This window comes from Halovivax ruber XH-70 (genome assembly GCF_000328525.1).
GTDB lineage: Archaea > Halobacteriota > Halobacteria > Halobacteriales > Natrialbaceae > Halovivax > Halovivax ruber.
The window spans coordinates 2,203,269-2,225,909 of the sequence record NC_019964.1 but is presented as its reverse complement, the minus strand read 5'-3'; the positions used below and the strand labels follow the sequence as shown (position 1 = coordinate 2,225,909).

Genomic DNA, 22,641 nt, shown 5'->3' with positions numbered 1-22,641 from the left:
CTCTCACTTCCTCTCTATGAGCGCGTGACGAGGTTGTCGACGGCTTCGATCTTGTCCTTCCCAATTCAGTGACGAGTCCGCCTTCAGGCCATCCGGCGAAGCAGTCGTTCGCGGACGACCAGCAGGCTCGGCAGCACCAGGACGCACGCCAGGAAGGCGAAGACGATCGCCAGCCCGGTCACGATTCCGAACCGCTGGAGGGGCGGTGCGAGTGCGAGTGCCAGTACCCCGAACCCTGCCGCCGTGGTGAGTGCACTGCCGAGTAGCGCACCGCCGGTGCCCGTCACCGTCGCCGACAGCACGTCCTCGATGTTCGTCAGATCGCGGTTTGGTTCAGCCGCTCGACTTTCCGAGATTCCTTTGGAATCTCGCTTCTCGCGGTTCGCTCCGCTCTCCGCTCGAGTGTTCGAGGCTCCTACGGAGCCTCGCTTCTCACGGCTCCCGTTGGTCGCCGTTCGCGTTCCCGAGATTCCTTCGGAATCCCGCTTCTCACTCACAAATCGTTCTCCTAAATGGATGCTGTAGTCGACACCGAGTCCGATCGCGAGGCTCGTGATGACGGCCGTCTCGCTGTTGAACGGCAGGTCGAGCAGGGCCATCGCGCCGAGCAAACAGGCCAGGGCAGCGACGACGGGTGCCATCGTAATCGGGCCGAGAGAGGGGGCACCGTGGCGGATCCAGTACAGCGCGGTGAGGAAGACGAGGATGACGACCAGGGTGATCGCGAGCGCCTGCACGAGCGTCTCCAGGAGGGCGTCCTGGACGACCGCGGTCTGGACCGGGCCGCCGGTCGGCGTCGCCGAGACGGGAGCGCTGGCTTCGATCTCCGCGGCGAACGCCTCGACGTCGGTCGCGACGTCCTGGGAGCTGGCGTCGCCGCGGACGCTCAGGACGAGTCGGATGGAGTCGTACTCGCCGTCGGTGCGTTCTACGACCGTCGCGGTCTGCTCGGCGTCGGTCTCGTAGAGTACGTCGTACAGCCCGGCAAGGTCTTCGTCGGGGACGTCGTCGCCATCGATATCCCGCTCGTCGATCGCCTGGGCGACGGTTTCGTTCGTCGCGGCGAGGTCGCGGGCGAGCGTGAGCGGTCCGTCGACGGCGGCGCTCCCGTCCGGTCCGGCGTCGATCGTCTCCCACTCGCCGTCGCTCGTCCTCGCGTCCTCGATCGCGGCCAGGACGGCCGGATCCGTGAGCGATCCTTCCCCATCAGACGGTCGTATCAGTATCTCCGCCTGTGATCCCTCGCCACCCGCGCGGAAGTTCTCGCCCAGGTACGTGGCGTCGTCGGCGATCGTGTACGTCCCCGCAGCCAGCGGTCCCGGGAGGGATTTCGCCCAGTCGGGCGCGTCACGCGGGAGGAAATCCGTCTCGTTGAACTCGGTGTCGATCGTCGTCGCCCCGTAGGCGCCCGTCGAGGCGAGTACCACCGTGACGAGTACGACGGCGATGGGGGCGCGCCGGGCCAGGGTGACGCCTGCCGACAGGAGTCGGTTCACCGGGCCAGGGGTCGACCCGAACGCCGGCTTCGCTCGATCCCGGCCGAACCGGTTCTCGAGCAGTCCGTCGACGGCAACCTTCAGCGCGGGGACGAAGATGCCGAACGCGATCAGGGTGGCGAAGATACCGCCGCCGGCGAGGATCGCGAAGTCCCTGACTGCGGCCAGCGGACTGACGACGTTCGAGAGGAACCCGACGCCGGTCGAGAACGTGGCCGCCGCGAGCGCGAGGATCACGCCCCCGAGGCCGATCGCCATGCCGGTTCGAACGTCGACGTCCGAATCGACGCCGGTGAGTTCCCCCGTTCTGGCCTCCCGATAGCGCATGATGACGTGCAACGAGTAGTCGATCGCCAGCCCGATCAGCAAGAAGGGGACCGCGATCAGGAGCTGACTCGACGGGATCTGCAGCCAGCCCATGAGACCCGCGAGCCACGCCATCACGACCGCGATTCCGGCGATCGAGAGAAGGACGTCGACGACGTCCCGGTAGGTGACTCCGAGCGCGAACAGCACGAGGACGAGCGCGACCGGCGTGATGATCGCGAAACTGTCCCCGACGGCGTTCGTCGAGGCCTCGTCGGTGATCCCCTGGCCGAAGACGAAGCCGTCCTCGAAGCGTTCGTCGAACAGCGTCTCGAGTTCGACCTGCGCGTCGTAGGCTGCCTGGGGCTCCTCGTCGTCGGCCGTGCCGTCGCTCTGGAACGTGAGGATCAGTCGCGACTCGGCGTTCGTACTCCCGGATTCGTAGTCGTTCGGCAGAAACGCGGTGGCGTCCGCGCCGGTGGCCCCTCCCGGGTGGGCTGTCTCCCCGGAGAGGACGTCACCCACGAGCGACTCGACTTCTTCTGGTGAGCGCGCTTCGAGGGCCGCGACCTGCTCGTCGAGAGTTGGCTGGCTGGTGTCGGGTTGGCCGTTCGCCGCGGCGGCGCGATCCTCGAAGACGGCCGCGGTGGCGACGACGTTCTCGATGCCCTGGAAGCCGGGTTCGGCGAGCGTCGACTCGATCGACGCCCGCTCTCGCGCGTCCGCCTGCAGCCGGAGCCCGTCGAGGAGCGATTCCTTCGTGAGCACGTCGCCGCCCTCGTCGCGTACGACGAGTTGGGTGACGACGCGGTCGTCGGTCTCGTAGTTCGCGGCGACGTAGTCGCCGGCGCGGGTCTCAGGGGTGTCTACGTCGAACTCGCCGATCCCGGCACTTCCGGCGTCACCCACTGCGGCGCCCGCTGCGACGATGGTCGTGAGCACGACGACCGCGATCAGCACGGCTCGGCTGTGGTCGGCGATCCACGCGGCGTAGCGGTCGGCCAGATCGGCCATCTTATCGCCGCCTCCGTTCGCACCAACACTTCCAGTTCGGTCGGTCTCGCCCGGTCATTGCTCGCTCTTCGCTGCCGATGGGTCATATAGGTTGGTTCGTGTCCAACGGCGTGGGATTGGCCCCTGACGCGAAACACCTAACTGGAATGAAGGTGAGGTGAGCGTATGGACGAATCCGTCACCGAGCGCCGGTTCGGCGGGTCCTGCGGAACCGTCTTCGTAGGGGCCGTCTAGGCCCACCACTCCTCCCCGTTTCGACGGATGTATTGTCGCCGACTGAAATACGACGAACAACGACCAGTACCACCGATGTTTGACGCTCAGACCGACAATTGGCTGCAACCGATGTATCGACGGCGCCCGAATCGGGCGGTGAGACTATGACTCGCGAGGGCGATCAAAGTGAGCCCTCGGACGAAGCGAGCGGTGAAACCGCGAGCCGCGACGCCGAAGCGCACACGCCCGAACTCGCCGGGGAGTACGACGCCGAGGCCATCGAATCCCACTGGCAGCGCCGGTGGGTCGAGACCGACACCTACGCCTACGAGGGCGATCCCGAACAGGACCCTAACACCGTCTACTCGATCGACACGCCACCGCCGACGGTCTCGGGAAGTCTGCACATGGGCCACCTCTACGGGCACACGCTGCAGGACTTCGCGGCCCGTTTCCAGCGGATGGCCGACGGCGACATCCTCTTCCCGTTCGGCTACGACGACAACGGCATCGCGAGCGAGCGCCTCACGGAGGACGAGCTCGATATCCGCCACCAGGACTACGAGCGCCAGGAATTCCAGGACCTCTGTCGCGACGTCTGTCAGACGTACGAGGCCGAGTTCACCGAGAAGATGCAGGGGCTCGGCACCTCGATCGACTGGAATCGTACCTACAAGACGATCGAGCCACGCGTCCAGCGCATCTCCCAGCTCTCGTTCCTCGACCTCTACGAGAAGGGACGCGAGTACCGCAAGAAGGCGCCCGCGATCTGGTGTCCCGAGTGCGAGACGGCCATCTCGCAGGTCGAAGTCGAAGACGACGAGCGTGGCTCACACTTCAACGACATCGCGTTCGAGATTGCGGGTGCCGGAAGCGAGGAGCAACGCTCCTCGGAAAGCCGAGCGGCGGAGCCGCGAGGCACGGATCGCGAGGAGTTCGTCATCTCGACGACGCGCCCGGAACTGATTCCGGCCTGCGTGGCGGTCTTCGTCCATCCCGAGGACGACGACAATCAGGACCTCGTCGGCGAGACGGCCCGCGTCCCCATCTTCGGGCACGAGGTGCCGATCATCGAAGACGAGCGCGTCGACATGGAGAAGGGCAGCGGAGTCGTCATGTGCTGTACCTTCGGCGACCAGAACGACATCGAGTGGTACCAGGCCCACGACCTGCCGCTTCGCGTCGCCATCGACGAGACCGCGACGATGACGGACCTCGCCGGGGAGTACGAGGGCCTCTCGACCGAGGAAGCGCGCGAGGCCATCGTCGAGGACCTGGACGAGGAGGGTGCACTCCGCGACCGGTGGGAGATCACTCACGCTGTCGGCGTCCACGAACGCTGTGACACACCCGTCGAGTACCGCGTCTCCAAGCAGTGGTACGTCGAGATCCTGGATCACAAGGAGGAGTACCTGGAAGCCGGTCGGGAGATGGACTGGTACCCAGAGAAGATGTTCACCCGGTACAAGCACTGGATCGAGGGGCTGGAGTGGGATTGGCTCATCTCCCGCCAGCGCGATTCGGGGATCCCGTTCCCGGTCTGGTACTGTGGCGAGTGCGATCACCCAGTTATGGCCGAGCGTGAGGACCTGCCGGTCGATCCGCTCTCCGAGGAGCCGCCGGTCGATAGCTGTCCCGGGTGCGGCCACGGCGACTTCGTTCCGGAGGAGGACGTCTTCGACACCTGGGCAACATCCTCGCTCACGCCGCTGATCAACGCCGGCTGGGATTGGGATGAGGACAGCGAGTCCTTCGAGATGGACAACCCCGAACTCTACCCGTTCGACCTCCGGCCGCAGGGCCACGACATCATCTCGTTCTGGCTGTTCCACACGGTCATCAAGTGCTACGAGCACACCGGCGAGGTGCCCTTCGACGCGACGTTGATCAACGGTCACGTCCTGGACGAGAACCGCGAGAAGATGTCCAAGTCGCGGGGCAACGTCGTAGCCCCCGACGAAGTGATCGCGGAGTACCCCGTCGACGCGATCCGCTTCTGGGCAGCCAGCGCCGCGGTTGGCGACGACTTCCCGTATCAGGAGCAAGATCTCCGGGCCGGTGAGAAGCTGTTGCGCAAGCTCTGGAACGCCTCGAAGCTGGTCGACAGCCTCGCCCCGGCCGATCCGGCCGAGCCCGACGATCTCGCGCCGATCGACCGGTGGCTGCTGGCCGAGCTCGACGACGCTATCGAGGATCTGACGGCGCACTTCGAAGCTCACGAGTACGCGAAGGCTCGCGATCGCCTGCGCACGTTCTTCTGGAACACCTTCTGCGACGACTACCTGGAGATCGCGAAGGAACGCGAGGGTGATCCGTCGACCGCCTACGCGCTGCGGACGGCCCATCGCACCTTCCTCGAACTGTGGGCGCCGTTCCTCCCGCACGTCACGGAGGAACTCTGGCAGGCGGTGTACGCTGAGAGCGAGGCGCGAAGCGCCTCGGAGAAATCGAGCGGAGAACGTAGCGAGGCACAGGACACGGACGATGGCGCTCTCGAATCTTCGAGCATCCACGTTCGCGATTGGCCCGCCCCGCAGGGCTACGAGGCCGATCTCGAGGCCGGTGAGACCGCGATGGACGTCATCTCGGCGCTTCGGCGGTACAAGAGCGAGAACCAGCTCCCGCTGAACAGCGAACTCGACACCGTCACCGTCTACGGTGCGATCGACGGCTTCGAAGACGTCGTCCGAACTGTGATGCACGTCGGCGACCTCACGACCAGTGACGAGGATCCCGACGTGACGACCGAGATCGCCGGCATCAGCCTCGATTACGCGACACTCGGGCCGCGATTCGGTGAAAAAGTCGGCGAGATCGACGACGCTATCGACGACGACGCGTTCGAACTCGACGGTGACACACTGGTCGTCGCTGGCGAAACGCTCGAACCGGAGCTGTTCGAGATCTCCCACGAACGGACCTACTCGGGATCCGGCGAGATGATCGAGACCGAGTCGGCGATCGTCGTCGTCGAGTGAGGTAATTCCGCCGTCGCCGTCCGCATTGACGTTTTTACTGGTTTTGCCGAGTGCGTGTCCGCGTTGGTCGTGGTTGATGCTGTCCGCTGCTGAGTCTCCCACCGGACACGACCGCAGAATACAGCCAATAGTAATAGTTATGTGCACTCCGTGTAATTACTCACTCGAGGCCGTGTGAATGCAGGACACGGACAGAACCGACGGCCCAACAGGGAACGACTCGGTATGAACCCCCACATCACACACTCGTCCCGGAGACGCACCGACCCCGACCTTCCAGTGAGCGTCGCGCTCGAGACGCTCTCGAACGAGTGGCGACGTCGAACACTCTCCCTGCTGTCGGGGCACGAAATGATGACGGTCGACGAACTGGCCGAGGCACTCGCCGTCGAGGGTGGCGACCTCCCGGCCGAGACGCTCCACCTCGAACTACACCACTGTCACCTCCCGAAGTTGGCCGACGCCGGACTGGTCCGCTACGACGCGGAGCGCCACCGCGTCCATGCCCGGACACACTCCGGCGAACTCGATTCGCTGCTCGAGGCCGTTCGAGCGAGCGATCGCGTCGCCTAACCGGCCGGACTCGCGTCACCTGGGTCTCGTTACGTAGACGTGAGTCGAGAACGCGAGAAAGAGCGCGAGCAGTGTGAGTACGGTCGCCCCCGCACCGGCGATACCCAGCGCGTCGGCACCGAGGGCGATCGGTTCGTCGCGGGCGACGGGGAGCGTAGTGTGGTGGGGCTCCCCGACGACCGGCACGAAGTAATCGACGACGAGATCGAGCGTGTACCAGCAAAGTGCCACGGCGATCGCCCAGGGTGGAAAGTCGCTGATCCGATAGAGGACCAGCGCCTGGAGCGCCATCGCCAGGTGGCTGCCGAAGAGGAATGCGTACATGGCCGGCGCGATTCCCTGCGCGGCGAACTGGTCGGCGAAGACGACGAGGGTAAACGGCGTCCACAGCCCCAGTATCAGGTTTCCGAAGAAGGCCAGCGCGGTGAGCCAGGGTTGTTCGTACCCGAGCTTCCAGGCGGCAATCGCGAGCGCGATCAACAGCGTGGCGAGCGGGCTGTCGGGGACGAACGGCCACATGACGGTCGCCGTCTCGACGAACTGGTAGCGATAGTACCAGAACCCGAAGGCGGTCCCCGCGAGGTTCACCGCGACGACGAGCCAGGCGAGGCGCAGGCCCAGGTCCTCGAGCCGGTTCGGAACGGGCGCGAGCCACCGAGGCAGACGAGGGTGAGCTGTGGCCACTGCCATCGGCCTGTCCCACTCAGCGAACCCGCAAAGAGGTAGCGATTCAGTGCGGGAGAGCCGCCTCCCCGAGGTCGAACCGACGTACTGTCGGTCGAGCTGCGGCGATGCTGTCGCCGTTCCTGTCGATCCAATTTCCCCTCCGTCGGCCTCGCCACGAGTGGGCCGACGCCCGTCCGAATACTACGTTGTGGGGCCGATGGCGTTCGTCCGTATTGTGGGGGGACATTCTGACTGCCGCTCGGCGGATCAGTGTCGTTCCCTCTCGTAATTTTGGGTGGTAGTACCGAATTTTCATCCCGACTGGGCAGCCACAAATCGAACTGACGGAATGGATACGCGTAAGTAAGGCGGGGGCAAAGCCGGCAGTATGACCGAGACTGCGACCGATCTGGAGGATCTCCGACGGGGGACCGACCTCGTCAAGCGAGGCTTCGCACAGATGCAGAAAGGCGGCGTCATCATGGACGTCGTGAATCGCGAACAGGCGCGCATCGCCGAGGACGCGGGTGCCGTCGCCGTCATGTCCCTGGAGGCCGTCCCCGCGGACATTCGCAAGCGCGGCGGCGTCGCGCGGATGGCCGATCCCGCGGACGTCGCCGAGATCATCGACGAGGTCTCGATCCCGGTGATGGGTAAGGCCCGGATCGGCCACACGAAGGAGGCCCAGATCCTGGAGGCCACGGGCGTCGACATGATCGACGAGTCGGAGGTGCTCACACCGGCCGACGACGCCTACCACATCGACAAGCGGGACTTCACCGCGCCGTTCGTCTGTGGCGCTCGCGATCTCGGCGAGGCACTCCGCCGGATCGAGGAAGGTGCAGCGATGATCCGGACCAAGGGCGAGGCGGGAACCGGCGACGTCAACCAGGCCGTCCACCACCAGCGGACGATCAAGGGCGCCATTCGGGAACTCGCTGGGATGACTCACGAGGAACGCGAGGCCTACGCCCGCGACATCGAAGCGCCCGCCGAACTCGTGCACGAGACCGCCGAGATGGGTCGCCTGCCGGTCGTCAACTTCGCCGCCGGCGGCATCGCGACGCCCGCCGACGCGGCGCTCATGATGCACCACGAGTGTGACGGCATCTTCGTCGGCAGCGGCATCTTCGGCGCGGAGAACCCGCGAGCCATGGGCGAAGCGATCGTCGAAGCCGTCAACAACTGGGACGACCCCGAGCGGCTCGCCGAGATCGCGACGAACGTTGGCAAGGGAATGAAAGGCGACGCGAACGTCGACCTGTCGGACGAAGAGAAACTGCAAGGCCGCGGCGTCTGAGACGAGGACGAGGGACGCGACTGGGACGAAGCACCTAGACGAACACTTCTGCGCCCTGCCCGACGATCGTCTGGTAGGCGTGACTGTCGACACCCTGCTCGGCGAAGGCGTCGATCATCGCCGACGCGACAGCTTCGGTCGTCCCGTCCTGACAGACGGCGAGGACGGCCGGGCCGGCGCCGCTCACTGTGACGCCCGTCGCCCCCGCCGCGGTGGCTGCGGCGTGGACTGCGTCGTAGCCGTCGATCAGTGCCGCGCGTGTCGGGGTGACGACGCCGTCGGCCATCCCGCGTCCGACGAGCTCGGGATCGTTCCGTGCCACCCCGGCAGTGAGTGTCGCCGCCGCACCGACAGTACCGACGAGATCATCCAGCGAGAGTTCCGACGGGACCACCGCCCGTGCGTCTCTGGTCGAGACGACGATGTCCGGCAGGCAGGCGACGAGCGAGAGCGACGTCTCCATCGACGTGATTCCCTCCGGGGTGGCGATGGTAAAGCCACCGAGGATCGCGGGCGCGACGTTGTCGGCGTGGGCCTCGCCGGAGACGACGGCTTCGCCTTTCGCCGCGATGCGAACGAGCTCCTCCGGATCTGTCTCGCGGCCGTAGAGCGCGTCCAGTGCGACGGCGGCGCCGGCTGCACTCGCCGCCGACGAGCCGAGCCCCGAGGACGGTCTGACACCCTTGTCGATCGTGATCGACGCCGGTGCGTCGAGCGCCTCGGCGACGGCTCCAACGGTGTTCTTTCGCGGATCCTCCGGGACGTACTGGCTGCCGATTCCCTCGACCGTGATCGTCGTCTCGTCGGCTTTCTCTACGTGGACGACGTCGGCCGGGCGAGCCAGCGCGAGCCCGAACACGTCGAACCCGCTCCCCAGATTCGCGCTCGTCGCCGGCGCCCGGACCGTGACCATGGTGACTCTCGTGCCAGCCTGCTCAAAAATGTAGCGGGCCGATCGGTTGGTGTCGACGGTCCGACTGGGACGGCTCTCCGGACTGCCTGGTCCCAAGTAGCCAGTTACCCGATCTGCGTTCGATACTGATTTAGCCCGGCGACGATCGCGACGGCGACGATCGCGTAGACGACCAGTACCGTGATCATCGCCAGTGCAGTTCCGACACGACGCTCGATTCGGCCCGCCGATCCGCGCTGGTAGGTTCCAAATGCCGTTTGCCGAAATCGGAGACAGAGTGTGGTGTATCGCCGTCTGAGCGACTGGTAGAATCTCGCGTGGGTGTCCGCGATGACACCGTAACAGTAGACGATCAACTGTGCGATCTCCCAGAGCGGATCGTACTCGTCGGGTTCGTCCAATGGCGCCTGCCGGCGTCGAGACACCGATCCACCGTCGGTCGTGCCACTCACCTGCACTGAGGCGTCGGGTTGGGGATCGCCGGTTTGCTCGGGGCTCGCCGCGGGTGTCCTCGCACCAGAATGCCCTTGGTCGGCTTGCGCCGGCGGTTTCGGTGTGGCAGTGCTCGGTTCGGCGGTCGCCGGTTCCGTCCTCGGGCCGCTGCCTGCCTGGCCCCTGTCGACACTATCGGCCGGCGTCGGTTGCTCGGCCGATGCCGCCTCGAGCGACGGCTGTGTGGGTTCGATGTCGACGTCGCTCAGGTCCCAGTTGCTCGTCCGATCCTGGGCCGATCCGCCGTCGTCTTCGGGCCGTGGCTCCTCCGTGGCCGGCTCCGGTTCGTCGGCCGAATCGGTCGTGTCGCCGCTATCACCGTCGCCGTCGCCGGCCGTGTTCTCGGATGCCTCGTCGTCCGCTTCCTCTTCCGTCGTTCCAGTGACGTGGTCTTCGCGGGCTGATGGCGGCCCGTACGCGTCTTCGAGCGTCGGCGTCGACCCTCGATCGATCGTCTTCTTCCGGCGAAACTGGACCCGTGAGAGTTTCTCGTCCCAGTCGGTCATGACGAGCGCCTCCCCGTCGTCGAGTGACTGGACGCTCTCGGCCGCGTCCCCGCCGAGAATTCGACCCGCGACCTTCGTGTCGTTCTCCCAGGTGAGGCGGTGCCAGACGAGCCAGTCACACTGCGTGATGTAGTCCTTCGCGACCGCGGCGGGTCGCTGGGACATCGCGACGACGCCGAGGCCGCGCTTTCGGCCACGTTTTGCTACGCGGACCAGCATCTTGTGGACGTCGTCGCCACCGCCCCGTTCGGGAATGAACTCGTGGGCCTCCTCGACGAACAGCAAGAACGGTTTCTGGTGCTGCTTCTCCGCGACGAAGAGTTCGCGCACGACCGCGTGGATGACGTCGTCGGCCACTTCCTCGTCCATGTAACCGGAGACGTCCAGGATGATCGGCACGTTCTCCTCCAGTGCGAGGTCGGCGATCAGCGGCGCGTCCTCGGCCGTAATCTCCCGATCGCACGCGTCGTCGCCGCCGACCTGGAGCAGTTCGTAGCGATCTTTCAGGGCGCTGTACTCGCCGTCCGTGTCGATGATCAACAGCCCCAGGCCTCGATCGAGCAGTTCCTCCGCAACGACGCTCGCCGTGTTAGACTTACCACTGCCGGACTTGCCGGTGATGAACCCGCGTCCCGTCAGGACGTCGTTGATGGGCAGCGAGTAGCCCTTCTCCGAGACGGGGAAGCGCTCGATCGATTCGGCCATACCTATCGGTTCTCGCTATGTAGTCCCCCCATATATGCTTCCCGTCCGATCCCCGACTGGTCACCCTGCCCGACGGTCACCAGTTCCTCAACGTTTTTGAGGGAGTACCCACGTGAGTAGGGCATGAACACGGATCGCATCGTCGACCTCCTGACTAGTCGGGCCGTCCTCACCGTCGTCCCGTCGACGATCCTCCTCACACTGGCGTTCGTCGGCATCGCCGTCGTCGTCGAGGGCCTGGTCGTCACCAACCTCGTGACCCGACTTCCCATCTACGTCCTCGTCTTCGCACTCGCCTTCATCGTCTCCCTGCTCAAACTCGACAATCGCAATCGTGACGGCATGCAGATCCTGATCGCCACCGCCGGCATCGGGTTCGCCGCTTCCCTCCTCTTCGGCCTGGCCACCGAGGGCGCATTCTACCTCGCCTACAACCCGACCGCGCTCCTCCGACGCGGCCTGATCGTCGTCTTCCTCGCCGCCGGCATCATCTGCACCGGCCTCGGCATCTGGGGCATCCGTCACTGGCGCGAGTTCGTCACCGCGACGACCGCCTCCCCGTCGACGACCGCCAGCGACGGCGGCATGAACGACGCGTACAAGTAATACCGGAGGCCGACCGTGTCAGCCTGGGATCGATTCACTCGCTCGATTCTCGTCGCCCGCAGTTCGCGTTACCTGTCCCCCGCTCCGACCGGTTTCTCATGTCGCCCGCCCAAGCGTTATTCGGTTCGTCGGTCGGTCACCAACGAATTGCTACCGGAACAAACACTCTAAGCCGTCCGTACAGCGTACTCATACATCGATTCGCTCAGAATTGACCGACACACGCAACTCGGTCGGTATGGTCCCTTTGTCGTCAGTGATCCGAATCATCAGTGAGTGAACGCCTTCATCCTGCACGTACTCACCAGCGGGTGATTCCGTGTCGACGGCCACAGCGAGTCCATCCTCGATGCGCTCGATCTGTTCGAGCGTTAGCCACTGTTCACTCGACATCATGTACTGGACGACGAGCAAGACCGACCGGTCGAACTCGGTCTCCTGTACGAACGATTTCCGGCTGGCTTCCTCGGTGAGTGCCGCTGAAGCCGAAGCTTCGTCGGGAACGAGGTGGTAATAGTGAACTGGATATTCGTCCGGTCCCTGCTGCGTACTCAGCCCACCTTCGAGCACGTCGTCGACTACGTGTTCGGTCGCGACATCGATTCCGTCGGGAACAGCCTGCCCGTCGAGCATGGTCGCATACCGTCCGCCAGCGAGAACGAGCCCTGCCGCGGCGACGCCGAGGTATGCACGTCGTTCCATGGTGGATATTTCACGGGCATCATCTATAATGCTAAGGTTTGGTAAAAGAGATCTTGAACCTTCGACGTCGATCCTCGGCGGGCCTGCGTTCGAGGTTCAGGCCTTCTCCTTGGTTGTTGACGGGTCCTGCTTCCTCGTTCGGCTGTCCGAGGATCTCGCTTACTTCGTTTGAACCGCGCTACTCGCGGGTCACTCCGTTCCCCGCTCGTAAAACGCGGTTCTCGCTCACTCCGTTCGCTCAAACCGCGCCACTCTTCCACGGCTCACTTCGTTCGCCGTTCCGATACGAGGCCTTCGCTACTCGCGGGTCGTTCCTCCCCGCTCGTAGAACGCGGTTCTCGCTCGCTGCGCTCACTCCGAACCGCGCTACTCTTGCGCATCCACAACCGCAACCCCGGCCAGGTTGACGATATCCTTGACCTCGTCGCCCCGCTGCAACACGTGAACTGGCTCGTCCATCCCGACGAGCATCGGGCCAATCGCGTCGGCGCCGCCGAGACGCTGGAGGAGCTTGTAGCCGATGTTGCTCGCCTCCAGGTTCGGGAAGACGAGGACGTTTGCGGGCTCGTCCAGATCCGAGAAGCCGTAGGTTCCCTCGAGGATGTCCTCGACGACGGCCGTGTCGGCCTGCATCTCACCGTCGACGGGGAAGTCGACGTCGGGGTCGTTCCGGAGCATGTTGGCTGCGCGGCGGGGCTTTCGCGTCCCCTCGTTGTCGACGCTCCCGAAGTTCGAGTACGACAGCAGGGCGGCTCGCGGTTCGACGTTGAACCGGCGGGCGAGGTTCGCGGTCTGCTGGGTAACCTCGGCGAGGACCTCCTCGTCGGGGTCCATGTTCACCGTCGCGTCCGCGATGAAGATGACGCGGTTCTTGAACGCGAGGAGGTAGACGCCCGCGACGTGGTCGACGTCGTCGGCGGTCCCGATCACCTGCAGTGGTGGACGGAGCGCGGAGGGGTAGTTGTGCATCAGCCCGGTGAGGAGTGCGTCGGCGTCACCCTCTTCGACCATCACGCTACCGAAGTAGTTGGTGTCGCGGCGGATGCGGTCCTTGGCTTCGGAGTGCGAGAGTCCCTTGCGCTTTCTGAGTTCGTAGAGTCGGTCGACGTACGCGTCGTAATCGCCCGCCATCGGATCGGCGACGGTCGGTTCGAAGTCGAGGCCGAGATCGGCCGCCGTCTCGGTGATTCCCGCCTCTTCGCCGATCAGGATCGGCTCGGCGATCCCCTGTTCGGCGAGCTGGTAGGCCGCCCGGATCATCTTCTCGTCGTCGCCCTCCGCGAGCGCAACGCGTTTTGGATCGCTCTTGGCCTTGTTGAGCACGACCCGCATCATCTCGCGGGATTTACCGAGACGGGCCTCGAGTTCGGCCTCGTACTCGTCGAGATCGAGTTCGACGCGGGCAGCGCCCGAGTCGATCGCGGCCTTCGCGACCGCCGGCGCGACGCGGAAGAGGACCCGGGGATCGACCGGCTTCGGGATGATATACTCGGGGCCGAACTGGAGAGGTTCGTCGCCGTAGGCCTTGACCACCGCGTCGGGGACGTCCTCGCGTGCCAGGTCGGCCAGTGCACGGGCGGCGGCGACCTTCATCTTCTCGTTGATGTCCGTCGCGCGCACGTCGAGCGCGCCCCGGAAGATAAAGGGGAAGCCGAGCACGTTGTTGACCTGATTGGGGTAATCGGAGCGCCCGGTCGCCATGATGACCGAGTCGTCGCGAGCCGCTTTCGCGTCGGGGTAGGTGATCTCCGGGTCGGGATTGGCCATCGCGAAGATGATCGGGTTCGATCCCATCGAACGGACCATCTCCTGGCTGACGATGCCGCCGACCGAGAGGCCGACGAAGACGTCAGCGCCCTCCATGGCATCCGCGAGGTCGCCTTCCGGGATGTCGCGAGCGAACTGGCGCTTGTACCCGTTGGCATCGCCGTTCTCGGCGCGCGCCTCGGTGATGATCCCCGAGGAATCACACATCGTGATGTTCTCCTTCCGACAGCCGAGCGAGACGTAGAAGCGGGCCGTCGCGATCGCGCTCGCGCCGGCGCCGGAGAAGACGATCTCGAGGTCTTCGAGGTCCTTTCCGGCGACCTCGGCCGCGTTGAGCAATGCCGCGCCGGAGATGATCGCCGTCCCGTGCTGGTCGTCGTGGAAGACGGGGACGTCCATCTCCTCGCGGAGGCGTTCCTCGATCGTGAAACACTCGGGAGCGGCGATGTCTTCTAAGTTGATTCCGCCGAAGGTCGGCCCCATCATCGAGACGGCCTCGACGAACCGCTCGGGATCGTCGGTGTCGAGTTCGATGTCGAAGACGTCGATGTCGGCGAAGCGCTTGAAGAGCACGCCTTTCCCTTCCATGACGGGTTTGGATGCCCGTGCGCCGATATCGCCGAGTCCGAGCACCGCGGAGCCGTTCGAGACGACGCCGACGAGATTACCCTTCGCGGTGTAGGTGTAGGCGTCGGTTTCGTCCTCGTGGATCTCCATACACGGCGCCGCGACACCCGGCGAGTACGCGAGTGAGAGATCGCGCTGGGTGTTCGTCGGCTTCGTCGTCGAAATCTCGAGCTTTCCCGGGGGGTCCAGTCGGTGATAGTCGAGTGCGTCCTCGTCGAGTCCCATACCCCGACACTGACGTGGCCAGATACAAATGTTGTGAGGATCAGGCGTGACGAGCGGTCGCCACCACGCAGAGAGGGGGCGGCGATTGCCGGTACCGCCGCCCGTGGAACGGCAGTTTCGACTCTTTTATACTCGCGGGGTCGAAGAAGCGGGTATGCAGGTCGCGCTCGGTGGCACGTTCGACCCGGTCCACGACGGCCACCGTCGACTCTTCGAACGCGCGTTTGAACTCGGCGACGTCACCGTGGGGCTGACGAGTGACGAACTCGCGCCCGCGACACGCCACGTCGACCGCTACGTCCGTCCCTACAGCGAACGTGAACGCGATCTCCGGGCGGAACTCGAACGCCTCGCCGATCCGCGTGGGCGAGACTTCGAGATCCGCCAACTCGAAGAGTCGACCGGTATTGCGACCGAACCGCAGTTCGACGCCCTCGTCGTCTCGCCGGAGACGGTCGCCGGCGGCAAGCAGATCAACGAACTCCGTCGCGAGCGCGGTCACGACGCGCTCGAACTGATCGTCGTTCCCCACGCCCGAGCCGAAGACGGCGATATTATCTCGAGTACGCGAATCGTCAATGGCGAAATCGACGAACACGGCGCGCTGACGCCGGAGCAGGACGGACGCGATCGGGATTCTGATTCGCGATCGACCGAATAGGGCCAGGCGATCGCATTCGTGCGTGTTGTCGTCGCGATCGTGCGTCTGCGTTTTTGCCTCCGTTTGAGCGTGTCTGCGTCTGTGTCCGTTACCAGCCCGGTGCGTCCAGTCCGGCCGCTTCGAGCTGTTCCTTCCACCGTGACTGAATCGAGAGCCGTGAGACGTCTACGGCGTCGGCGACCGCTCCCTGCGTTCGCCCGTCGCTGCCGATCAGCGCCGCGGCGTACAGACTCGACGCCACGACGGCCCGTTTCGATCGGTCGGTCTCCGGGACGTCCGAGAGAAAGAGATCGACGGCCGTCGACCGGATGTCGTCCGACAGCTCGAGTTCGTCAGCTGCTCGCTCTAGCTCTTCGATCCACTGCTTCTGGGCGAGTCGTTCGCGCGCGCTGTACACATAGCGGGGTTTCGTCCCGCGGTGCATAAATCCGCCCCCGGTGTCCGTATCCTTCGATGAGTGTCTCGGAAACCATGCCGTCCAATAACTCGCTACTAACACCCGCTCGACCCGATGAGTCACGAGTTCGTTGGCTACGAGGCTCTTACTTAGGAGGGAGGGGCACGGACTCTTGCTGACGCGTCGCGGCTCCGGTGTCTCATGACCGAACCCACGTGTAAACTCGTCTGTACCGGCTGCGGCCTCGAGATGGGCTATCGAGAACGATCGCTGGCCGAACAGGCCGCCGAGCACCACCAGCGCCGCGACGACGAACACGTCACCTTCATCGTCCCCCCGGACTGGACGCCCGAAGAGCCGGTCACGCACCGGTGATCGACAGTTGTGCGGTTGGAACGTCTCGACGTCCATCAGTTGCAACCGTAGGGCGCTAGTCCGTGAGAGCGCAGTGCTAGAAAGAGAGGCGAGAGATTGGCTGCCACAGACTCTACACCTGTAACAGGATAGAAGGCCGGTTACGACTCGTCTCCAGCAGTCTCGTCGGCCGCCTGTTCAATGCCGATTGCAGCCAGTTCCCCGTTCAATTCGGCGATCAACTGGCCGACCGGACTTTCTATGTTGTAGTGGTAGCGTTTCCCGCCAGCGGTTTCGGCGACGACGCCAAGCTCGACCAGCCGATCGATGTGTCGACGGACGCTCTGTCGGCTGATGCCAGCGAACTCCGCGAGCTCGGTCTGATTGAACTCCTTTTTGGGGTCGACCTGGAGGAGAGCGTCGATAATGAAGTGAACACTTTCGTGTCTGCAAAGATAGAGCCAGCCGCTCGGATACTCGAGTCGCTGCTTGCGCATGCTCGCTTCCTCACCCGCGTCGATCACACTCATATACGATCCTAATGTTGGCTCACTGCATAACCGTTGTGACGAAATTCAAAACCTAAACCAGTATTTTTACCACATCAAAGTAGCACCACTCCTTTTAAGAACGAGCTGATGGTTGATGTATGTCTGACGAAGGGCTTGTCTACACAATCTGCCGTGTACTTGTTACCTTCCTATTGAAGTCCTCCCACCAGTTCTGGTGGGATCAGTGTCACAACTATGTTGATCCGTGAGATGTACAGCATTCGATCGCCCCAATCGCTTGCGGGAAGTCAGGTTTTTATAGATCCCACGAGCATCTTCGATCAGACGTCCCGTTCACTCCCGCTGGGGAGTACTTGGGATGTTGCGCGCGGGTAGCCAAGTGGCCAATGGCGCAGCGCTTAGGACGCTGTGGTGTAGACCTCCGCAGGTTCGAATCCTGTCCCGCGCATACCGCCGCGAACAACCGTGAGCGGCGTGTATGCGCGACAAGGGATTCGAAGTAGACGAGTCGCAGCGCGAGCGAAGCGCGGTTCGGAACGAAGTGAGAATCGCGATGCGAACGGTGTAACCGTGAGCGAAGCGAGCGATCGTCTCGGCGTGGTTCGAATCTTGTCCCGCAACCTTTTGCCCTCCGTTCTGGCGGAACGAGGCCAGCGCTGCTGGCACACGTTCCGCTGACACTCGATAAAATGTTGACCAAAAGCACTCCTTCCTCCCCGCCAGCCGTGGAAAGCGCTGTTGTCTCGCGGTTTCACCGTCTGCTTACGGGCGCTTTGCGCCCGTTCGCATGGTCCGCGGGACCTGTGGTCCCGCGCGACTCGACTTTTCGCGCCGCCACGCCGCGCTTTCTGGTTCGGCCGTCGGCTCAACCGCTCCGCGATCGGTGAACGACGTACTTGTACCGCAGCCACGAACCCAAAGTGGGCGTATCACACAACTCTCTCCTGGTTTCACTCGACTGATCAACATTGGAATTTGAGCTACTGGAGACCGTCCACCGCGTATTCCCGATTTGTGATAGCTGTCATCACCATCAAGATAGCCATCAGAATAGCTCCTTGCATCCGACGATTGAGATGCCTGCGATACGGGTTCGGTCCCATAGACTCTTGGTGATGGGGTTCGTACCATACACTGTCGATGGGTCATACGGTCATCGAAGACGTGGAGGATCGTGTCGATACCCGTGTTATCCGGCGCAAGATCATCAGGACCGATGACCCACAGTATCCGAGCGGGTACCGCTACGCGCTCCACTACGGCTACACGAACGGCCGAGGCACCATCCTCAGGTACGATAACGAAAACGAAACCGTCGGTCGCCACGAGTGCCACACGCCTGAGGGAGTCACTGAAATCGAGTTTCCGGGGATGCTGGCACTCCGCGACCGATTCCTCGAGGAAATCGATACCCACTCATGATCGAAAACACACTCAAAATCACGTTCCAGCAAGCCGCGGAGCATCGAAACACCGCCCGCGAGCGGTTGCGCCGGGCCGAAGCTGACGAGACGGGAGACGGAATCGAACAGGACGTGCGCTTTATCCTCAACTTCGAGGAGTTCGACGACATCGCTCGCCTCATGCGTACTGCGAACCTCCAACTCATCGAGACGATCGTCTCCGAAGAGCCAGCGAGCATCCGCCAGCTCGCGGAGCGTGTCGACCGAGACTACCGCGAAGTCCACCGCAACCTGACTGAACTCGACTCACTGGGGGTCGTCGAGTTCGAAGACGATGGCGCTTGTAAGCGGCCCATGCTTCGTGGTGGAGCCGAGAACATCGATTTCTCGATTCGCTTCCCCCGCTCCCCCAATCGGGGAGACGCCTCCGCGACACCGGCTTGAACTATCGAACCACGGACGACAAGCGGGGGCACGGTAAATTACTCCCGACGACATCCGATGCTGGGTAGTTCACCGGGTTGAGCCGATTCCATTCTACGTCCGCGCGACACAACCGAAGGGCGTCGACGCTTCGGTTACGGATTTTACGATCGCGTGCCACATTGATGAACTCGAAATTGACCATCTCACGACCGACGATCGCCACTATCAGGTGTTCGATATCGTCACGGTCCCGCGTATGAACCGGACGAGACGAGCGACAACCTGATCGACTGGCATCGGCGGCTGCTGTGGCGGCGAACCTATGAAGCGGGCACACCATTCATCCATCGTCTGTCAATCCAGTAATTATATATTCTCTCACGTGTACTGTCAGAACGGAAGCCGCGCTCGATCACTGTCGCGGGGACATGCGCATAGGAAATGTCCCGGGTGCTAGGTCCACCCGAGACGTGGCTTCCAAATCCAGGAACGGATTTGTCAACCATGATTGCGTACAAACCACTGAGCCAAAAAGGTCTCGCACGTCTGTGGAACAGCCAGCGCCAGCTCCTCGCGCCATTCATTTTAGGATCCAAAACCCGACTGGCACCCCACGCCAGTTCGTCGGAGGTGCGCTGATGGGGCGTTACGAGTACGACGCGCAACGATCGGGTCCCGCGTGCGAGCGGTGTAACGTCGAACTCACCGCAGATCACTGGGTCCGGCTCGAAGCGCTCCATCAAGGCACGAAATCAGATCGATACGAGGACGGCGTACGGTTGGTCTGCGTGGATTGCGTGGCAGCCCTCGGGCTGCTCGAATTTGCCGGTTACGGTGAGCCGGAACCGGTGGAGCCACCGGACGCCGATCGAGTCCCAGCGGACCACGCAGAGAGGAACGGGTAGTCCACGGTGGAGTGAGAGACTCCCGGATGTTTAGCCACTCCAGATTAAGTATATTTGTTTCCACGCACGCGGGATCAATTGTAGTCTTTGGTGACAGCGCTCGGGTGTTCCGTTCGATTGTTGGCCCCGTGAGCGACGCAACCTCAGCTGTATCCCGATGCTGTCGCTGGCCGGAGGTCCGCCCCTCCAGATAAACCCCACTTTACCTGTGACACTCTTACCGAACGATATCTGGGGCCACGAGGCTCGCTACGCCTGTATTCCGCCATTACTTCGCCGTCGCTCACTCAATCTGAAACTAGAAGACTTATTACGGATACCTTGTAATGAATCAGACACCCCTACCCGGGAGGCAGATAGCCATACCGTCTGCGCCGGGCAGACGGGAGGTGAACGATCCCGGCGCATGGATCGCTACCGAAGCGAAACAACACAACACGATACAACATGACAAAAGACACGACATCAGTGCGCGAGAAGGGACGTGCAGTCGTCCTGGCCGCGCTTATGGTGCTCTCCGTCGTCGCAATGGGCGCAGCGTTTGCTGCTCCTGCGGCTGCGGATCACGGAGAGCAGCGAGTGGTAATGGACGGTACTGGCGGGAGTGTAGTACAGGGCCAAACAGTAGCTGTTGACGACACTGCCCTCACCGGGGATAGTGTCGAACTGGTAAAGGTAAACGAAAACGGAGAATCGTTCCAGTTCAACGTTGACACTAACGGATCTCACTACGTCTTCGAAACAGGAAGCCTCGAGAAGGGTACCTACAACCTGACTGATGGTTCCACTGACGTTACCATCGACGTTCGAGTGCTCTCGCTCAACGATGGTTCGAAGGGCGGAACGATGTTCATCGAGAACTCTGTTCAGCAGGGCGACAACGCCACGCTCCAGCTGAACTCCAACATGGGCGAGTTCGACGCTGAGATCAGCTCTGACTCCTTCAGTGCGAGCCAGCTGGAAACGATGATTGAGGGTGCGTCTACGACGTCGCACGATGGAGACTTCGTGACTGTCAAAGGCGACGCTACCCTTAACGTAACCTTCGCCGAATCCGTTGACCCTGGTGAGTACAACTTCACCATCGCAGCTGCAGGGACGACGGCTGAAGTTTCGACTTCGATCGAAGTGACTGAGAAGATTGAATCGGCGATTGAATTCCCAGAATCTGTCGCTGAAGGGGTTGAAGGCGACCACGTTACGGTCACCGTCAACATGGAGGAGGCGACTGACGCCAACCTCTCGCTCACCTGGAGTCCGAACGGCGAGCCGATTACCGTCCTTGCTGGGGACATTACCGCACCTGCTGGCGTTTCGCAGGTTGACATCCCTATCAACACGCACGCGCTGTTCAAGGACGACACCACCAACGTTGTTGGTGACATGTCGGACCAGGATGGCAGTTTCACAGCCAACTACGCGATGAATGCCTCTTCTGACGAATGGGACTCCTCCGCTGAGGAGATCTGGGGCATGACGAGCACGCTTAACATGGAACTTGAGGACGCTGACGGCAATCAGGTTGACCGTGGCGCGTTCCGTGTTACCGACCGCTCGACCGAGAATCTGAACACGTACACGGTCTCCAAGAGTGTGGCCGAAAACGTTGAGGCAAGCAACATCGGCGCAATCGCTGAGAACGGTGCTCAGATCGATGGCTCGATGGCTGAAGGCGACTACCTGGCAGTCGTAGTTGAAGCGAACGGCCTCTTCGGCTACGCTGACAGCGTTGACGCCCTCGCCCAGGAGGGTGCGTACCTCAACGTCACGCACCAGAACCCTGGCTTCGGTGAATCGCCTGTAGATATGACGGCCGAAAACTTCCTCGCCAATGAGGAGAACGGCACGATCGCTGCCTTCTACAACGTGTCGGAAGGCAACGCCTCGAACGAATTCGAAGTCTCGTTCGACGTCTACAACAAGGCTGACGCGGCCGAAGACGGCACCATCGCAAACTACAACCACTACACTGAAGAAACGGAATCCTTCAGTTCGACGTTCAGTGTCGAGGAGCCGTCGTTCGCCCTCGCCTCTGATTCGTTCAACCTCGCTCCTGAATCCGGTCAGGAGATCACGGGTACGACGAACGTCGCGCCAGGCGCAGAAGTCGACGTCGTCGCCGAGACCCCGGATGGAGCGGACAACCCATTCTACGAATCAGCAACGGGAACGGTCGCTGCTGATGGCACGTGGACGGCAACTGTCGACCTCACCGGTGAGGTCCAGGATACCGAGTTCGGTATCGAAGCGCAGCTCCTCGGTACGAGTCTGACGGACACCGCTGACGGAATCATCGGCGAAGGTACTGGCGCAGAGCCGTCCCTCAGCGTTACCGCTAACGCGCCGTCCGAGGTTGCTGTCGACGAAGACGCAACCCTGACGGTCACCGCTAGCAACGACGTCCCAGAAGGCACGGCCGCGGGTACGATCTCCATCACCGTCGACGGTGAGGAGGTCACGTCCGAGGAACTCGAACTCGAAGCCGGTGGCTCGCAGGAGTTCACCGCTGACTTCGACACCAGCTCCGCTGGTGACATCGAGTACTCCGTCACCACGACCGGTGACGACGGTGACGAGGACGACTCCGCGTCCGGTACGCTCACCGTTAACGACCCTGACGAAGGGGACGAGTCCGGCTCCGGTGACGAGTCCGACGAGTCCGACGAGTCCGACGAGTCCGGCGGATCCGACGATGACGACTCCGACGAGTCGCCCGGATTCGGCGTTGCTGTCGCACTGGTCGCCCTGCTGAGCGCGGCGATGCTGGCGCTCCGCCGTCAGGACTAACGACCACTAACCACTCGGAACGCTCCGAGTTCGCGCTTTCATTTTTATCGACGCTACGTCCGAGAGCGGCTGCACCGTCAAGCGGCGTGACGACTGACAGCGTC

Annotated in this window: 18 protein-coding genes and 1 tRNA gene; 11 read left to right on the top strand and 8 right to left on the bottom strand. The window is 63.1% G+C overall.

Annotation, left to right across the window (positions count from 1 at the left end):
• Positions 1–83: 83 nt before the first annotated feature.
• Positions 84–2,816: an efflux RND transporter permease subunit gene (locus HALRU_RS10605; protein WP_015301386.1), complete on the bottom strand. Its 2,733-nt coding sequence runs from the start codon at positions 2,814–2,816 to the stop codon at positions 84–86.
• Between the two features lie 380 nt (positions 2,817–3,196).
• On the opposite strand from HALRU_RS10605, the gene HALRU_RS10600 reads away from it, so the two are divergent.
• On the top strand, positions 3,197–6,010 hold the full coding sequence (locus HALRU_RS10600; protein WP_015301385.1) for a valine--tRNA ligase: 2,814 nt from the start codon (positions 3,197–3,199) through the stop codon (positions 6,008–6,010).
• Between the two features lie 225 nt (positions 6,011–6,235).
• Positions 6,236–6,583, top strand: coding sequence for a DUF7344 domain-containing protein (locus HALRU_RS10595; protein WP_015301384.1), 348 nt, complete (start codon positions 6,236–6,238; stop codon positions 6,581–6,583).
• 15 nt (positions 6,584–6,598) lie between these two features.
• Here HALRU_RS10595 and HALRU_RS10590 read toward each other — a convergent pair whose 3' ends face one another.
• Positions 6,599–7,273: a DUF1405 domain-containing protein gene (locus HALRU_RS10590; RefSeq protein WP_015301383.1), complete on the bottom strand. Its 675-nt coding sequence runs from the start codon at positions 7,271–7,273 to the stop codon at positions 6,599–6,601.
• A 364-nt stretch (positions 7,274–7,637) separates the two neighbouring features.
• Between HALRU_RS10590 and pdxS the strand changes: the two genes are divergently transcribed.
• A complete protein-coding gene (gene pdxS, locus HALRU_RS10585) occupies positions 7,638–8,549 on the top strand; it encodes a pyridoxal 5'-phosphate synthase lyase subunit PdxS (RefSeq protein WP_015301382.1) in 912 nt (303 codons plus the stop codon).
• Positions 8,550–8,583: 34 nt separating this feature from the next.
• Here pdxS and HALRU_RS10580 read toward each other — a convergent pair whose 3' ends face one another.
• Together HALRU_RS10580 and HALRU_RS10575 are read right to left on the bottom strand one after the other, a co-directional pair.
• Positions 8,584–9,462 carry a homoserine kinase gene (locus HALRU_RS10580; protein ID WP_015301381.1) on the bottom strand — a complete coding sequence of 293 codons (879 nt, stop codon included), beginning with the start codon at positions 9,460–9,462 and terminating at the stop codon, positions 8,584–8,586.
• 104 nt (positions 9,463–9,566) lie between these two features.
• Positions 9,567–11,165, bottom strand: coding sequence for an ATP-binding protein (locus HALRU_RS10575; protein WP_015301380.1), 1,599 nt, complete (start codon positions 11,163–11,165; stop codon positions 9,567–9,569).
• A gap of 123 nt (positions 11,166–11,288) precedes the next feature.
• On the opposite strand from HALRU_RS10575, the gene HALRU_RS10570 reads away from it, so the two are divergent.
• The gene (locus tag HALRU_RS10570; protein ID WP_015301379.1) at positions 11,289–11,771 is read left to right on the top strand and encodes a hypothetical protein; all 483 of its coding nucleotides are present in this window, start codon (positions 11,289–11,291) and stop codon (positions 11,769–11,771) included.
• A 189-nt stretch (positions 11,772–11,960) separates the two neighbouring features.
• Here the strand turns inward: HALRU_RS10570 and HALRU_RS10565 are convergent, their stop codons facing one another.
• A complete protein-coding gene (locus tag HALRU_RS10565; protein ID WP_015301378.1) occupies positions 11,961–12,473 on the bottom strand; it encodes a hypothetical protein in 513 nt (170 codons plus the stop codon).
• Between the two features lie 366 nt (positions 12,474–12,839).
• Positions 12,840–15,092: an NADP-dependent malic enzyme gene (locus HALRU_RS10560; RefSeq protein WP_015301377.1), complete on the bottom strand. Its 2,253-nt coding sequence runs from the start codon at positions 15,090–15,092 to the stop codon at positions 12,840–12,842.
• A 154-nt stretch (positions 15,093–15,246) separates the two neighbouring features.
• On the opposite strand from HALRU_RS10560, the gene HALRU_RS10555 reads away from it, so the two are divergent.
• Positions 15,247–15,753: a phosphopantetheine adenylyltransferase gene (locus tag HALRU_RS10555; protein ID WP_015301376.1), complete on the top strand. Its 507-nt coding sequence runs from the start codon at positions 15,247–15,249 to the stop codon at positions 15,751–15,753.
• A gap of 88 nt (positions 15,754–15,841) precedes the next feature.
• Here HALRU_RS10555 and HALRU_RS10550 read toward each other — a convergent pair whose 3' ends face one another.
• Complete coding sequence (locus tag HALRU_RS10550; RefSeq protein ID WP_148680510.1) at positions 15,842–16,150, bottom strand: transcription initiation factor IIB family protein; 309 nt, start codon at positions 16,148–16,150, stop codon at positions 15,842–15,844.
• A 201-nt stretch (positions 16,151–16,351) separates the two neighbouring features.
• Between HALRU_RS10550 and HALRU_RS15735 the strand changes: the two genes are divergently transcribed.
• Positions 16,352–16,525 carry a hypothetical protein gene (locus HALRU_RS15735; RefSeq protein ID WP_007703626.1) on the top strand — a complete coding sequence of 58 codons (174 nt, stop codon included), beginning with the start codon at positions 16,352–16,354 and terminating at the stop codon, positions 16,523–16,525.
• A gap of 140 nt (positions 16,526–16,665) precedes the next feature.
• Here HALRU_RS15735 and HALRU_RS10545 read toward each other — a convergent pair whose 3' ends face one another.
• Positions 16,666–17,034, bottom strand: a complete 369-nt coding sequence (locus HALRU_RS10545) for a winged helix-turn-helix domain-containing protein (RefSeq protein WP_015301374.1) — start codon at positions 17,032–17,034, stop codon at positions 16,666–16,668.
• A gap of 347 nt (positions 17,035–17,381) precedes the next feature.
• On the opposite strand from HALRU_RS10545, the gene HALRU_RS10540 reads away from it, so the two are divergent.
• The 5 genes from HALRU_RS10540 (at position 17,382) to HALRU_RS10520 (ending at position 22,537) form a co-directional block, all read left to right on the top strand.
• Positions 17,382–17,464 (top strand) — tRNA-Leu (locus HALRU_RS10540).
• Between the two features lie 692 nt (positions 17,465–18,156).
• Positions 18,157–18,438 (top strand): toxin-antitoxin system TumE family protein, encoded by a 282-nt coding sequence (locus HALRU_RS10535; RefSeq protein WP_015301372.1) that lies wholly within the window; start codon positions 18,157–18,159, stop codon positions 18,436–18,438.
• Complete coding sequence (locus HALRU_RS10530) at positions 18,435–18,863, top strand: HVO_A0114 family putative DNA-binding protein (RefSeq protein WP_015301371.1); 429 nt, start codon at positions 18,435–18,437, stop codon at positions 18,861–18,863. Before HALRU_RS10535 ends, HALRU_RS10530 begins: the two co-directional genes overlap by 4 nt.
• A 620-nt stretch (positions 18,864–19,483) precedes the next feature.
• Positions 19,484–19,750 (top strand): hypothetical protein, encoded by a 267-nt coding sequence (locus HALRU_RS10525; RefSeq protein WP_015301370.1) that lies wholly within the window; start codon positions 19,484–19,486, stop codon positions 19,748–19,750.
• 447 nt (positions 19,751–20,197) lie between these two features.
• Positions 20,198–22,537 carry a BGTF surface domain-containing protein gene (locus HALRU_RS10520; RefSeq protein ID WP_015301369.1) on the top strand — a complete coding sequence of 780 codons (2,340 nt, stop codon included), beginning with the start codon at positions 20,198–20,200 and terminating at the stop codon, positions 22,535–22,537.
• The last annotated feature ends 104 nt before the right edge of the window (positions 22,538–22,641 follow it).